The following is a 13,126-nucleotide window of genomic DNA, read 5'->3' as shown; positions in this document are numbered from 1 at the left end:
TTTATTGCAAAACCTTATTATTTTAAGTAAAATCTAATCATTCAATAAAACAAAGTGACAGACTGGCAAAATGGCAAACCGTATCAAATGGCAACCCAAAGCACTTAAACAGCTTTTAAAAATTGATAGCCGATACATTCCCAAGGTACAGCAAGCAATAAACAGCCTTGCGCATTTTCCCGATGTATTGCTTGATATTAAGAAGCTACAAGGGCAAGAAAGAACATACAGGCTAAGAGTTGGCAATTATCGCGTTATTTTTGAATGGATAAACAGCGAGCCAAAAATAATTGAAATTCAAGCCATTAAGAAACGAGATGAACAAACCTACCACTAAACCAACAGGGGCGAGAAATCGCCCACAGTGCGAAATAAGGGGCAAATATGAGCAATTTACAATATATCAATGATAGCAACGGCAAACCGCTCTTTGTGATTTTGCCAATTGAGCAATTTGAAGAAATGGAATTATTAAGCCGTTTTGCGATTGAGAGTAAAGAAGAACAAGCGCAGTGGGAAGATATTCCAGTGGAAGCCAACAAAGCAGACGAACAAGGCGACACAATCCCTAATGAGATAGTAAACATTATGATTAATGAAGATGTTAGCTTATTGGGGGCGTGGCGCATTTATCGCAAGCTGTCGCAGTATGATGTAGCAAAACAAACAGGGTTAACGCAATCCGCTATTTCACAAGCAGAGCGCAAAGAAAGCAAACCACAGCGCAAAACTCTTGAGCGATTGGCGAAAGTTTACGACTGTAAGCCTACTCAACTTACGTTATAAACCATAACAATTAATAACCGCAGAATGTGTCAAGTACAAAAAATATACAATTATGGGAATCGTAAGGGAGCCAATCCGCCAACAACCAAAACAGCTAAAAATGGTGAAATAGAGCTTGTTTTGCGAGTTCCCGAAATAATAGGGAGTTCCCGAAATTGTAGGGATTGGACCCGGTTAAATAGTGTTGATGGTGGATGTTGAACCAATTTAACCGCAGTTACAGAGTATTGCCCTAATCCCTACCGTGGGCATATGATCACAACTAAAAGCGATTTGCGACGGTCCTTTTACGGTCCGATTGAGATCGGGGGTATAAAGAAAATCCTGATACCCACGAACAGAAAAGAGCCTTTTGCGAAAGAATATTCTTGTTCAAGATGGTAAAAAAATTGGGGTCAATTTAAATTTTTCAGCGTGGAAAAATGATGATTTGTGTAAAAACGCAACTAAAAGAAAAGTTGTAGAAAAACGCAAAAATAATTGTATAAAAACGCAATCGCAGTTGTGTAAAAACGCAACCACAAAAGAAACTATTACAAAAGAAAAAATAAATATAACCCCCTTACCCCCTAAATTGGATAAAATATTCAACCAAACAAACCAAAATTGGTTCGGTGGTAACTAGGCAAAAAGAAAAAACGTGTTCTTGATGGTGGAAAAAATAGATGTGTTCAAAATCGCAAATAAGAGGCTCATACAGAGATTTTTTTTAAATAACTTGTTAAATCATATTGATCAATAAAAATATCGCAAATACGAGCGATTTAGGAGGCAATAAACGCATATTTAATTAACCGATCAAGGATATCTCTCAAATTTTCCTTTTTCAGCGCGATAATTGAAAAAATTTTCCCCACACGCTTGCCAAATTTAACACATTGGATTATTTTAATAACGCACTTGCAAAATCAAGCGCCGAGCCTGGAAACTCGAATAATCTATCACTGGCGAATAATAGCGCGCCTTGCGCTTTTTTTGTTCGTAGCCTACGCACACCCAAAGAAAATAACAAGCACATTCAGCGGGTTATTTTTCTCTCAATGGTAGCGTGTAGCGGGAAAGGTTTCGCCCTTTGCTGTGTTCCAGTGATCGCAGTTTTCCAGCCCGTTACACGTTACCGCCCTAAGCCTGGAAACTTCAAGCGGTAACCTCTAAAAATTTACTCACTGGAGAAACCGCAATGAAACTCTTTATTTTTGTGGCAATTTGTCGCACAGACCTGACTAACCAACTGCATAAAATCCGCATTATTGCCGAAACTGAAACCCAAGCACGGGCAGCACTGGCAAAAGATTTTATCCTCATTCTTGCCTCACGTATCAACGTAAATGCGGTTAAAAATGACCGCACTTTTGCCAAGGAGGTGATTTATGCGCATTGATCAACAAGAAAAATTTAACAAAGCCATGAAAAAAGGCTGGCAAGCTGCAACGATATTAGATGCTATGTCAAAAGCACGACTTGATCAAATGGACGGGACGGATATTAGTATTGCCATAGAGGGTGTAAGAAATATTCTTTACTCCGCGTTATATGAACTGGACGACTTAACCACTGGGGGCAAAGATGAGTAAAAGCAAGCTGACCGGTTACATCAAACTGTTCAAGCAAATCGGCGACGTTGCAACTTGTTGCGACGTATTAATATGATCTTTGTATATTTATAATTAGTATTATTATTTGTCGGATCTATTTCCGAGTTATTTCGGATTTCAATCCGAGTTATTCGGATTTATTTCCGAGTTCAACGCGGAAACCGTGGAGGGCTAAGACATAAACATTACACCAATCAGAACGGGCAAGATTATCGGCAAGCATTAAAAGCAATTGAGTCATATTTTGACCGGGAAATTTAGAGATAATTTTATTTTTTGTATCAAGTAGCGATCAACTTACACCAATGGTGGGGTGGGGAAAAAGTTCAGCGAAAAGAAACGAAATACCGCCCTAAGAACTCCATTTTATCGCTATTACAGTTTTTCAGCCCTTTTTTAACCCAAAACAAGGGAAATGAAAATGCATGACAGTGAGAAATTCAACTGTTACCATAAGCCCGCAATTCAATGATTTTGTTTCAAATGTTGACATTGAACCTGAAGTAGTAAAAAGTAGTATTGTAAGATGTAAAAATTAAACCGGTCACCCCGAGGTTGATTTTGAGTTTTAGTTATACGCTTAGTTATATTTTCAAAAATCAAAATAAGCAAAACCCTTATAAAATAAGGATTAAGCGCCCTCAATTCAGATGACCCCAGCCCACCACTGATAAATATACAGTGGTATCATGTAGGGTCAAAATTATTGATTTTTCAAAGTTTTGACCTTTTTTATTGTCTCAATTAGGCTCATAGAGTATCATAAGAATTCAAAATTATCGTAGGTGTTTTAGTGAGTGAATTTTATAACCTACTAATTTGCACCTACTAAAAAAGAATAGGTTCTCTTATTGCTAAAATCGTTAAACCGTTGACTGTAACGTAAATACAAAATGCTAAGTAAAAATAAAAAATCATATTTATATGATGGTGGCGGGCTGCGTTTGCTTATCTATCCGAATGGAACCAAAATATGGTTATTTAATTATATAAAACCATATCTGAATAAAAGAACAGAAATTTCTTTAGGAGCTTTTCCTGAATTGTCTTTAACTAGGGGATATTCCATTTCAAGATATTACATTACAGCATGGGTTGGCTGTTCTTGAGCCTTTTAGAATAAGAAAAAATCTATTTGGGTTGCGAAAATGGTATTTAGTATTAAAAGCGATTGCAGAATATGCGAAACGCTTTGAGTATTGGACACAGAATAAGTGGAAATATCTATCGGTAGATTTACCCATGCCGGATCGTAATAAACACCATGCGACGATTCATTATAGTGAATTGCCAGAATTGTTAAAATCTCTTAGACAACCAAGCACAACTTACCCGGTTTTACTTTCAATATTATGGGGATTACTTAATGTGACGCGGGCAAGCGAAACTGTTTCTGCTAAATTTAATAATATCAATGATGATATTGTTAAAAAGGGAAATAAAGGCGATAGAATACATTTTGTACCATTAACAACTCAAGCTAAAACGTTATTGCATTATGCTAAAAAAATTTCTAGAGGTGATTATTTATTCCCATCCCCTAACAGTCAGAAAACTCACGTCGGCAGTCAAACGCCTAATGCTGTTTTTAAAACGATGGCAGATGGAAAATATAAAGGGTTGATGACAATCACGGTATTAGAACGCTGTTCAGCAGTTATTGCAATGATCATCGTTTAGAACTTGGCTTAGATGTTGAAATCATTGAGATTTACCTAAGCCATTTAAATGACGTGATGTGCGTAATGCTTATAATCGGGCTGAATATATGCCTTATCGCCTAAAGACATTTCAAGCGTGGGATGATTATGTTGAGAAGTGTGCTAATGGATTGTTTGATGAAATTATTTCTGACAGGACTTGATATAGTTTACCAAGTCTATTTCAGAAATAAGTCTTGATCTTCCAAATTTATAAGAAGGTAATTTTCCACTTGATATCATGCGCTTTATTTTTGCTTTGGAACCCATTCCTTTTTCAACAAGATCGTTGATTGAAAAATATTTAGATCAATCATGTTTTCCATTCCTCAACTCCTTATTTTTACCTAATAAAAAATCTAGCGCTAGCGTTTGCTAGGTTTGCATTAATGTACCTTCGGCAGGCTGAAATAACTTGCGGTGAAAATTTTATCCGGTTCAATATATGTAACAGCAGGAAATAATTTATGAATTAATTTTTCTGCTTTTTTTATAATTTACTCTGTTTATTTGCTATTAGGTGCTGGTGGGAACGGTTGCCAAAATAAAACCGCATCATCATTATAGCAATCCCAGCGACCTTCCCATTCTTCAAAATCCAATGTTGTTACGGTGTAATCATCTAAAACGACAAGATAAGTACCATCAGAATCTGGGCGTATATCGTTGCTAATCCAACCGTTATTTTGTGTTGTCATTTTTAAATTCTCCATAAAAAAACCGCTATGCTATCGGGTGCGGAAACCGCTATCAGAATTGTTGTGCGGTTATCTTAATCCGAATAAATAGCGGTTATCAATACTAAAAGTAGAGCGTTTTTATTTCGCTATGTATTCTTAATACTTTGTAAGGTTCGCTTTTGGCATCTTCAAAATGATTTTGTACTATTCCTGAAATAATATCGGCAAGTTGAACACCGAGATGGCATTTACTATCGCATTGAGTTGTTTTCAGTAATGTTTTTGCTCCAATATCAAACCAAATGGAGGTTTGTAGATAATCGTGTAATGAGTTACCACTTTCTACTTTTATCGCTCGTTGATCAACATTAAAAATAACTTCATCATACCTTGCAAATTCTCTAGCCAATAAGAGTTTTATCATATAGTTATAGAGTTTATTTGGATCTTGACGAATATGCGGCATTACTTTTTCTTTATTTACCGTCATACAGAAGTATTGAACATCATTCCCGTGTTTTGTTTTGAATTGAGCTAATCTTTCTGCTGTCCAAAGGAGATCGTCTGGTGTGAATGCCGCCCATTTGACCTCTTTGCCTGTAGGCGTTTTTGCCTTTCTGTACAAACTTTTCATCAGTCGTTTAAGCAAATGTCGTTTATCGTGATGTATTAAGATCGTAGCAATTGTTAGATAACGACTTGAACACCTCGACAATAAGGTGCATCAAATTTCCAGCCAAGATCACCACTTTCATCAAGATAAACTGATACTTGCATGTTTATTATCCTTTTGTGCGAATAATTAAGCCACCAATTTATCATAAAACTGGTGGCTTGAAACTTGTGACGACAGCCCCTAATGCTGGCGTACTTCACATACGCTTACGATACGGGTAACCGCTTCACAGTTTAACTAGGATTTATCTGTCGTTGCGCATAATTATACGTAAAAAATACGGAAAGCAACATTGGCATATAAATAAATTTGTTTTGTCAAAAGGCATAAATGTATTTATTTATACCGTTTTTTAATCGCATAAAGTCGTTTGAGAGCGTTTTTAGCTCGGTTATCTTAATCCGAATAAATGGCGGTTGTCAAATAAAAAAGCCTATGAAAAATTGTAGGCTTTTCTAAAATACTACCTGATTAAATCAGTACACTGATGTTTAATGTACTTGTTTTCAGCAATTATGCAAGCCAAAACCTACAAATTACCTATTGCGGTTGTTGCCAAAATCGAACAACTCGCCAAAGATAATGGCATTCCGCAAAATCAGTTAATTATACAGGCGGTCGAGCTGTTTGAGCAATCTCAAAAAGGGGCATAACTCCTTTTTTACGACAACGGGTAACTCAATAACATTATTCTCCTCCTCAAAATAACGCCTTTGCTTATTTTAAGAAAAGGCGTTTAGTTAAAATTAGAAAGGAATTTGATCATCAAACTGTTCTGCTTGTGAGTCGGCGCGTTCTTGATCGGTTAATCCGTCCCAGTCTTGAGCGGTTTGTGGTATTGGGTGTTTCCCTTGTGGCGGTTGCGTTCCGTTATGGTGACTTGTACTGCTTAGCATTTGCATTCGGTCGGTAATAATTTCCGTTGTGTAGCGGTCTTGTCCGTTTCGGTCTTGCCATTTGCGGGAGCGAAGCTTTCCCTCGATATAGACTTGTGAGCCTTTTTTGAGGTATTGGCGCATAATCTCTGCGGTTTGTCGATAGGCAATAATGCTGTGCCATTCGGTTTGTTCTCGTCTTTCGCCGGTTTGTTTATCTGTCCAACTTTCACTGGTGGCGACACTGATTTTGGCGACGAGGTCGCCATTGGGGAGGGTTTTAACGTCCGGATCGTTGCCCAGCCGACCGATAATTATCACTTTGTTAATTCCTGCCATTGCGCACTCCTATTGAAAACTTAAGATTTTGTCGTTAAAAATTAGGCTAAATTCATCTAAATATTCCGGGTGTTTTTCTTTGACCCATGCTTCTAATTTGCCATAAAGTGCGGTCAATTCTTCTTTTGTTTGACACCGATTTAACCGTTCGTTAATTAGTTCTTTAAATTTGTCCGATGGCGTAGCGTTCGTGCTCGGCGCGGGGTGTTGATCCGACGTATCAAGACAATCTACCGCATCATTTTCCGCAATTTCTAAGGCGGTGAGGTAGAGATAGCGTCGTTGATAGGTTTGGATCGCGCCTAGGTTTTGAATATCGTTTCCGCTTGGCAAGGCTTCTTGCACCATAGGCGAGGTAATGACAATTTTTTCGTCTTTTTCGCCATCATAAATGGTGAGGGTGGCAAGGTCATTGTTATAACTGACCACCGAACACATTTTTAATTCGTTGAAAATTTCGTTAACGGACGGGAGAAAATCTTTTAACTCAAAATAGCTAAAGTTGCGATTTTTCCCCGTTTTCTTTAGTCCTTTTTCTTGTAATTTCACTCTGGCTTGCGCGAGTTTTTGATAAATACTCATTTTCCCTCCCTAAAGGTCATTTTTCTATAAACCGCTCTGGTGGCAATGACGTCTTGGCGGTTATATTCGCTCACTTCATTTATTTTGCCGGCTTGGACATATTCCCAAACTTTCGATCCGTCCAGATCGGTTTTTGGCGTGGGAATAGAAAGCGCAAAGCACAGGTCATCAAGGCAGATAGCGTTTTTTTTGCCCGCCCATTGGGTCATGGTGTCAAAAATCGCTTTATCCCAAGGTTTTTTATTAATGGGGAAGTGTGCAAAGGGTTTTACTTGATTAATAATGCACCGTTGGTAAATAAAGCGAATATCGAAATTCACGATATTATGCCCTACCCACGTTGGCGGCAGGTCGCGATTAACGCGATAATGTTCTTCGATGTAGAGGAAAAACAGGGTTAAAATCGTTTTTTCCCGATCGGGGAACGTTAAATCATCAATACAAAACACCTGTGGCTCTAAGTCATCAATGGCGCAGGCAATCGATAGGATTTCTCCGTAGGCGCCGTTAAGACAGGTGTTGTCGGCAACGGTTTTTTGCTTTTCGGCAATATAGGCTTGAATTTTTTCCTCGTCTTTATAGTTTAACGGGGCTTTAACGGTTTTGGCTAAACGTGCCACAACGTCCGAGCATTGTGTCGGAATGGTTTCAATGTCAAATGTGATAATCATAGGTTTCCTTAGAAGGGCAATTCCCTGTCATATTGTTCGATTAATTCCAGCAATTCTGCTTTGGTTATCATGCCGCACAACAACCGGTCGGCAAGTTCACGCAGTAATTCGTCTTTGGTTTTTATCAGTAATTCGTCTTTGGTTTTCATCAGAAGTCCCTCATAATTCGCCGCCAATAATCACAATCGCGATCTCTATCTTCAAATTGATATTCATCATCCGGTTCGTCTTGTTCTTCTTCAACTTGATGAAACTGGTCATGATAATCCTCATCACTGTCGAAGAAATGAGGAGGTAAAATTCTTTTCATTTTCTCGGTCTCCCGCGTTTTTTCACGCTATTTTCCCCGCAAAATGCCATAATTTCTTGCTTGGTAAAGACTTTTACGGGGTTATTTGCCGCTTCCCCCTCAATAAACGCGCGCCAGCGGTTAAGGCAGGTTTGCGCTAATTCTTTTGCAGCAAAGTTTTGTTGTCGTCCAATGGTTTTGTTATATCTCTGCACTGCCCACCAACCTGTACCGTCATTGCGGTTTTCAACGATAAATGTCCACTTACTCATGTTCATTAATCCTTAAATACACATTCAAAATCGGTGGCAATAAAGCTTTTATTTGCACTCCAGTGTCCGCCCAGCTGTTCGCAGCGGGCTTTTTCGATAGTGATTCGGTCGTTAAAGTCAAGCTTGCCGGAGATGCTGACAATGGAGACGATAAGCGCTATTCCGATTACGTAACGGTGGTTTATGATGAATTTTAATGCGTTCATTTTAGTTTCCTTTTTAACCAATTTGCTGAATTTTGCGTGAAGAAAACCGCCACACGATTTTCTTTGGAAAAGTGCGGTCGGTTTCGGTTAAATTTTAGAAGTCGCCTAATCGGCGTTTTGGTCTTAGAATGTCATTATCCCGAATTGTTGGGAGAACTCGGTTCCACTTTTCATCACCCCAAGTCTCAACGTGAAAGTCGGCGGTGAGCTTTTGGATGAGCGGTTGATGTCTGCGCAGCATTGAACCATATTCACTGACGATACCGTGCGCCCGTGCTGCAAAATTTGATTGAATGCTGTCCAGTGCCGGAATGAGGTTGTGGGTAAACTCCACGCATTTGAAAAGCGCAAACCATTCCCAAGCTAATTGTTGTAGTTCTTGCTCGGTGTGATTAAAAGGGTATTTCTTTTCCGGCTCCGGTAGGGCAAGTTGTTTTGGTTGTTCAACTTGGTTTAGAAACGCACGCAAAACTACAAGATGAAACTGTGGCGAAATCCACGCAGCGTAGGCGATGACGATTTCTTTACAGGCGTATGTGCCGCCTTGTGTTCCGCGAATGGTTTTAAGTGCGGTTGAATTTGTTTGCTTTTCAATCTCGGTGATTAGATCTTGTGTTTGTTGATTTTTAACAAACCAAGTAGGGCGGTGTTTATCTAAGTTTCCGCTTGCTACATGAAGATCGTTTAATGAGTAAAGATTTTCGAAAGTGCGAATTGCACGAGTTAAGATTTGTAAGTTTAACATTTTTATGCCCCTATGAGTTAGTTTATCTTTCGATTGACCTTAGTAGGGTTAATCGGGCTTCAACTACTGCTCATAGACAGCGGAGCTTATTTCCTTTCGGTATTTATCAATGCGTGCCAATGCGCCATCTAGTTTGTCTAAATCGGGTTGACCTTTTAGCCCCGTTCGGTATCTAAAATGGTTTCGTGAATGGCGATAACGAGTTCAATTGTAATCATTTGTAGGCGAGTGCTTTGATTTCTTTATTGTGCGTTTTGATAATTCTTTTCGCCGCAGAAAGTGCAACCCGTTTTCCTGCTTCGCCTTTTAATTCCATTTTAACGGGTTTTGTATTCGGTGCTGTCACTGTGGTTTCTCCTATAAAAAAAGCTGTTAAAAAACAGCTATAAAGTGCGTTCATCTTAATCCGAAGTGGGGAGGTTTGTCAAATAAAAAAGCCCATGAAAAATCATAGGCTTAGTAAAATACGTCTTGATTTATTCGGTTAATACAAGAAACTTGCGTTCTTTTTCTCTCTTAATAAACCGCACTTAACATTATTGTGTTTTCAAACGCAAAAGCATAAGGATAAATCGCTAAGTGCGGTTTATTGAAATTCTTGTCTCTCCAAGTGTCACGCGTTTAGCTGCGTCTTCGGTTACTCCCTTGCGCCTTATTATGCGCGCCCAGTTTTCACCTAAACACATCATCGGGGTAAGTCTGTTTTCCCTAAGTAAAGGGCATACCGCTATGAGCAAGTGGGGGTTTTATGGGCTTCCTCTCGTATTTCTACTCGAACTCGCTTTCACCATCAGGCGATAATGTGTTTTCTCAAATTGTTAAAGAGCAATCCTTTTCGGGCGGGTTGGAACCTTTATTCAAGCCCTTGGGGATCTTGTTTTGATAGAGGCATTATTACAAAATGTATTTTAACTGTAAATACCAAGTGTATTAATTAATATGTAAAATAATACAATAAGTAATCAAATTAATGATTTTCAATGAAAAATATTTTTAAGAATTTTGTTTGATTGCTTGTTTTTTGAGCAGTAAAAATGGATTGATAGAAAAGTGCGGCTAAAATTTGTTGTATTTTTTTTATGCTTTGTGATATAAATATATCACTTTAATTTGATAGGTATCATTATGATTAAGAGTTTCAAACATAAAGGCTTAAAGCAATATTTTGAAAAAGGAATAACAAAAGGTATTTAGCTTAATCATCAACGAAAAATTGACGGTATTCTTGACTTGATTGACTCGGCAGAACGTGTTGATGAATTTATGCCATTTTATCAATGTCATGAATTGAAAGGAGATAGAAAAGGCGTTTATTCCATGACGGTTAACGGAAACTGGCGCATTACCTTTGAATTTATTAATGGAGATGCGTATATCTTAAATTATGAAGATTATCATTAAGGAGGCTTTAATGCGTAAACCGGCACATCCGGGACAAGTTTTGCTGGACGGATTTATTGAGTCGAATAATATTAAAATTAAAGCGTTGGCAGATCATCTCGGTTTTTCTCGAGAAACGTTATCGAGAGTATTACATGGCAAAACGCCTATGACGGCAAATTTAGCATTAAGTCTGGAAGAAGCGGGGATTGGCACTGCGAGGTTGTGGCTTAATTTACAAACTAAATATGATTTATGGGAATTAAAACAAAAGCGTAGCTATCGCATTTCACCTTTTCATGTATCTACTCATGGATATGTTTAAAGTGCGGTTATTTTTGGAGGTGGAATAAAGAAAAACCGCCACGAGGGCGGTTTTGTTATTTATTAAATTTTTTACAAAGCTTTTCTAACGATTTTTCAGATGCTTTTTTAGGTAAATTATTTCTTACATTACTACGTTTTTGAGCTTTAGCTATCTTATCACCAAAATATCGTTTGAAAATTTCATATTCTGGTTTTGAATCAGCTTCTACTTCATAAAAAGCTAGCTTACCGTAAATTGCACATAGCCAATCAGCGCACTGAATTGTCTGGTATAATTTACTATCAACCTGCACAGGTGCTTCTATTAATTGGAATTTCCCATTTTGATGCATTTCATAAATAGCATTTTTTACAATACTTGCACTTGATTCACTATCATCCATAAAAATCAGAAATGAGCATCTTGGTTTTTAAATTCATCATCTAGGCGTTTGATAATCTCTTTTAAACTAGATAAATAAACTCGTTGAGCATCGTGTTTATTTACCTCTTTTTGCTTGGCTTCACCGACATAAAATAAGAAACCACCGCGATCGGTTATTTGATTTATAATACGATTTGTCGAGTAATATGTTTTGTGTAGTTTTGTAAGTTTGCTACTGAATATTGCTTAGAGCCTTTCTTTTCCCACGTTGAAAGCTTAAATGTCTCGCCTTGTTCTTTGGCTTTTTTTCTCGCTTGAGGAATGTCATAATTTTCAAATAAGTGTTGTTTTAAATTGAAAAAGAAAGAAGAGAATGGGCGTACTTCTTCAATAGGTAGGACAAATCCACCTAACCCAAAAACAGGGTGGGTTTTGTGCGTTGGGTGATCTACGTTAACATAAGGTCCAACATGACCGAATTCATCAAGATAAACAATATAAGTACGAGAACGAGACATATATTTTCCATAGTCTAAAAACACGGAAACCCAACCATAAAGATTGGGTCTCGGAATCAGCAGCAAAGAATTTTGCAACCCTCTGCTTCTGCGAACTAATATAAGGATTTATTTTAAAAAATCAAGTTGTATTTTGTTTTGGCTTAGAATATTACTCTGGAGGTAAACCTTGTTTTTCATTCGTTTAGGCAACAATAGGCAATTGGTTATTTTTTGTCGTGTTTGGTTAGTGCTTTATGCGTTTTCTTTATATTACTTTGAATTTTATTGATTTTCTCTTGGGAGAGTTTTAAATCTTCCGGGGCTGTACCGGTATTTTGTATCATTACATTTCGCACTGCGCGTCCTACTGTTTCAGCGGCATTTTCCAATGCTACTTGACCTTTGATATTTTGGTTTCTAATTTTGGCTTCTGTTTGGGTTACACGGAAGATATTAGCCGCCAATTCTTCATTGTTCATATAATCTAGCAACGATGCTTTATCATCAAAAAGTCCTTTTTTATTTTTTAAGGCTTTGATATTCATATTATACATACCGCGATATCCGGCATTTTGAAAAAATGCGTAATTATCTACACCGTGCTTATAAGCTATATGGCTTAAACTTTTTTCCCTATCTGAAATATCGCCACGTAAATAAACGCGATCAACTTCATCAGCACTTTGATATGCCGCATGGATTTCAGCTGCTAAATTAGCGAAATACGCTTGAGCAGCAGCGACTTTAGGATTAGAAATATTCCCATTCATTACGGTGAGATAACAAGCAAAACGAGTCATTTTCAGGTCGTTTGGGGTATTTTTTGATGATGCCTGAATGAAATTATCAATAATTGGAATATTTAAATTATTACATACTGCATAAGCTTTATTGATGGCTTTTGAAATAGCTTGCATATCGTTATAACCTAGCATGATTGCCAAATCAGACGCAAACCAATACACGATGCCATTTTGATTGGCAAAGTCATCAAAGGTTAATTCTGTATGTTGTTCATCAAAAACAAGGGCTAATTGAGTATTCATATAGTTAAATTTTGTCATCCATTGTACAGCGTTTATGCTGGTATAGGAATTTTTTTGTCAAAAACTTTCTACAGTACCTGCCTACGCTCAACT

The 13,126-nt window shown here is 37.7% G+C and carries 25 protein-coding genes and 1 pseudogene; 11 read left to right on the top strand and 15 right to left on the bottom strand.

The window, feature by feature from the left end; all coding sequences use genetic code 11:
• The first annotated feature begins 70 nt into the window (after positions 1–70).
• From CFY87_RS06095 to CFY87_RS12245, 8 genes are all read left to right on the top strand, one after another.
• The gene (locus CFY87_RS06095; protein WP_094946352.1) at positions 71–337 is read left to right on the top strand and encodes a type II toxin-antitoxin system RelE family toxin; all 267 of its coding nucleotides are present in this window, start codon (positions 71–73) and stop codon (positions 335–337) included.
• Between the two features lie 47 nt (positions 338–384).
• On the top strand, positions 385–786 hold the full coding sequence (locus CFY87_RS06090; protein ID WP_094946351.1) for a helix-turn-helix domain-containing protein: 402 nt from the start codon (positions 385–387) through the stop codon (positions 784–786).
• Positions 787–1,138: 352 nt separating this feature from the next.
• Positions 1,139–1,411, top strand: a complete 273-nt coding sequence (locus CFY87_RS06085) for a hypothetical protein (protein ID WP_094946350.1) — start codon at positions 1,139–1,141, stop codon at positions 1,409–1,411.
• A 253-nt stretch (positions 1,412–1,664) separates the two neighbouring features.
• Entirely contained in the window at positions 1,665–1,934 is a 270-nt protein-coding gene (locus CFY87_RS06080; protein ID WP_094946349.1) for an ash family protein, read from the top strand.
• A 32-nt stretch (positions 1,935–1,966) separates the two neighbouring features.
• On the top strand, positions 1,967–2,167 hold the full coding sequence (locus tag CFY87_RS06075; protein WP_094946348.1) for a host cell division inhibitor Icd-like protein: 201 nt from the start codon (positions 1,967–1,969) through the stop codon (positions 2,165–2,167).
• Entirely contained in the window at positions 2,157–2,360 is a 204-nt protein-coding gene (locus CFY87_RS06070; protein ID WP_094946347.1) for a hypothetical protein, read from the top strand. Before CFY87_RS06075 ends, CFY87_RS06070 begins: the two co-directional genes overlap by 11 nt.
• Before the next feature lie 914 nt (positions 2,361–3,274).
• Positions 3,275–3,490 carry an integrase arm-type DNA-binding domain-containing protein gene (locus tag CFY87_RS12580; RefSeq protein WP_336595880.1) on the top strand — a complete coding sequence of 72 codons (216 nt, stop codon included), beginning with the start codon at positions 3,275–3,277 and terminating at the stop codon, positions 3,488–3,490.
• The gene (locus tag CFY87_RS12245; RefSeq protein WP_236757370.1) at positions 3,477–4,061 is read left to right on the top strand and encodes a site-specific integrase; all 585 of its coding nucleotides are present in this window, start codon (positions 3,477–3,479) and stop codon (positions 4,059–4,061) included. Before CFY87_RS12580 ends, CFY87_RS12245 begins: the two co-directional genes overlap by 14 nt.
• A gap of 164 nt (positions 4,062–4,225) precedes the next feature.
• Here CFY87_RS12245 and CFY87_RS06060 read toward each other — a convergent pair whose 3' ends face one another.
• From CFY87_RS06060 to CFY87_RS06050, 3 genes are all read right to left on the bottom strand, one after another.
• Complete coding sequence (locus CFY87_RS06060) at positions 4,226–4,324, bottom strand: MerR family transcriptional regulator (RefSeq protein ID WP_236757378.1); 99 nt, start codon at positions 4,322–4,324, stop codon at positions 4,226–4,228.
• Positions 4,325–4,587: 263 nt separating this feature from the next.
• Positions 4,588–4,779 (bottom strand): hypothetical protein, encoded by a 192-nt coding sequence (locus tag CFY87_RS06055; protein WP_094946345.1) that lies wholly within the window; start codon positions 4,777–4,779, stop codon positions 4,588–4,590.
• A 103-nt stretch (positions 4,780–4,882) separates the two neighbouring features.
• Positions 4,883–5,410, bottom strand: coding sequence for a DUF3800 domain-containing protein (locus CFY87_RS06050; RefSeq protein WP_236757369.1), 528 nt, complete (start codon positions 5,408–5,410; stop codon positions 4,883–4,885).
• A 521-nt stretch (positions 5,411–5,931) separates the two neighbouring features.
• On the opposite strand from CFY87_RS06050, the gene CFY87_RS06045 reads away from it, so the two are divergent.
• A complete protein-coding gene (locus tag CFY87_RS06045) occupies positions 5,932–6,090 on the top strand; it encodes a ribbon-helix-helix protein, CopG family (protein WP_094946343.1) in 159 nt (52 codons plus the stop codon).
• 93 nt (positions 6,091–6,183) lie between these two features.
• On the opposite strand, the gene ssb is transcribed toward CFY87_RS06045, so the two are convergent.
• From ssb to CFY87_RS12465, 9 genes are all read right to left on the bottom strand, one after another.
• Positions 6,184–6,651, bottom strand: a complete 468-nt coding sequence (gene ssb, locus CFY87_RS06040; protein WP_094946342.1) for a single-stranded DNA-binding protein — start codon at positions 6,649–6,651, stop codon at positions 6,184–6,186.
• Positions 6,652–6,660: 9 nt separating this feature from the next.
• Positions 6,661–7,233, bottom strand: a complete 573-nt coding sequence (locus CFY87_RS06035) for an ERF family protein (protein WP_094946341.1) — start codon at positions 7,231–7,233, stop codon at positions 6,661–6,663.
• The gene (locus tag CFY87_RS06030) at positions 7,230–7,904 is read right to left on the bottom strand and encodes a ribonuclease H-like domain-containing protein (RefSeq protein ID WP_094946340.1); all 675 of its coding nucleotides are present in this window, start codon (positions 7,902–7,904) and stop codon (positions 7,230–7,232) included. Before CFY87_RS06030 ends, CFY87_RS06035 begins: the two co-directional genes overlap by 4 nt.
• 8 nt (positions 7,905–7,912) lie before the next feature.
• Complete coding sequence (locus CFY87_RS11700) at positions 7,913–8,053, bottom strand: hypothetical protein (RefSeq protein WP_158216618.1); 141 nt, start codon at positions 8,051–8,053, stop codon at positions 7,913–7,915.
• The gene (locus CFY87_RS11695) at positions 8,053–8,214 is read right to left on the bottom strand and encodes a hypothetical protein (protein ID WP_158216617.1); all 162 of its coding nucleotides are present in this window, start codon (positions 8,212–8,214) and stop codon (positions 8,053–8,055) included. Before CFY87_RS11695 ends, CFY87_RS11700 begins: the two co-directional genes overlap by 1 nt.
• The gene (locus CFY87_RS06025; RefSeq protein ID WP_094946339.1) at positions 8,211–8,465 is read right to left on the bottom strand and encodes a hypothetical protein; all 255 of its coding nucleotides are present in this window, start codon (positions 8,463–8,465) and stop codon (positions 8,211–8,213) included. Before CFY87_RS06025 ends, CFY87_RS11695 begins: the two co-directional genes overlap by 4 nt.
• A gap of 5 nt (positions 8,466–8,470) precedes the next feature.
• The gene (locus CFY87_RS06020; protein ID WP_094946338.1) at positions 8,471–8,671 is read right to left on the bottom strand and encodes a hypothetical protein; all 201 of its coding nucleotides are present in this window, start codon (positions 8,669–8,671) and stop codon (positions 8,471–8,473) included.
• A gap of 94 nt (positions 8,672–8,765) precedes the next feature.
• Positions 8,766–9,416 (bottom strand): P22AR C-terminal domain-containing protein, encoded by a 651-nt coding sequence (locus tag CFY87_RS06015; RefSeq protein WP_094946337.1) that lies wholly within the window; start codon positions 9,414–9,416, stop codon positions 8,766–8,768.
• A 214-nt stretch (positions 9,417–9,630) separates the two neighbouring features.
• Positions 9,631–9,762, bottom strand: a complete 132-nt coding sequence (locus tag CFY87_RS12465) for a hypothetical protein (protein WP_272896444.1) — start codon at positions 9,760–9,762, stop codon at positions 9,631–9,633.
• 779 nt (positions 9,763–10,541) lie between these two features.
• Here CFY87_RS12465 and CFY87_RS06005 point away from each other — a divergent pair.
• Both CFY87_RS06005 and CFY87_RS06000 read left to right on the top strand, forming a co-directional pair.
• Positions 10,542–10,817, top strand: a pseudogene (locus tag CFY87_RS06005) (type II toxin-antitoxin system RelE/ParE family toxin).
• Between the two features lie 10 nt (positions 10,818–10,827).
• The gene (locus CFY87_RS06000; RefSeq protein ID WP_094946336.1) at positions 10,828–11,121 is read left to right on the top strand and encodes a HigA family addiction module antitoxin; all 294 of its coding nucleotides are present in this window, start codon (positions 10,828–10,830) and stop codon (positions 11,119–11,121) included.
• A gap of 55 nt (positions 11,122–11,176) precedes the next feature.
• On the opposite strand, the gene CFY87_RS05995 is transcribed toward CFY87_RS06000, so the two are convergent.
• The 3 genes from CFY87_RS05995 to CFY87_RS05985 form a co-directional block, all read right to left on the bottom strand.
• Entirely contained in the window at positions 11,177–11,506 is a 330-nt protein-coding gene (locus CFY87_RS05995; protein WP_094946335.1) for a DUF3800 domain-containing protein, read from the bottom strand.
• 163 nt (positions 11,507–11,669) lie between these two features.
• On the bottom strand, positions 11,670–12,005 hold the full coding sequence (locus CFY87_RS05990; protein ID WP_094946334.1) for a DUF3800 domain-containing protein: 336 nt from the start codon (positions 12,003–12,005) through the stop codon (positions 11,670–11,672).
• A gap of 206 nt (positions 12,006–12,211) precedes the next feature.
• Positions 12,212–13,051, bottom strand: a complete 840-nt coding sequence (locus tag CFY87_RS05985) for a BRO family protein (RefSeq protein ID WP_094946333.1) — start codon at positions 13,049–13,051, stop codon at positions 12,212–12,214.
• Between the last annotated feature and the right edge of the window lie 75 nt (positions 13,052–13,126).

Origin of the sequence: Actinobacillus seminis, from assembly GCF_002263215.1 — a bacterium.
GTDB lineage: Bacteria > Pseudomonadota > Gammaproteobacteria > Enterobacterales > Pasteurellaceae > Actinobacillus_B > Actinobacillus_B seminis.
The sequence above is the reverse complement of the archived record's forward strand: the minus strand, read 5'-3'. Positions and strand labels throughout refer to the sequence as shown.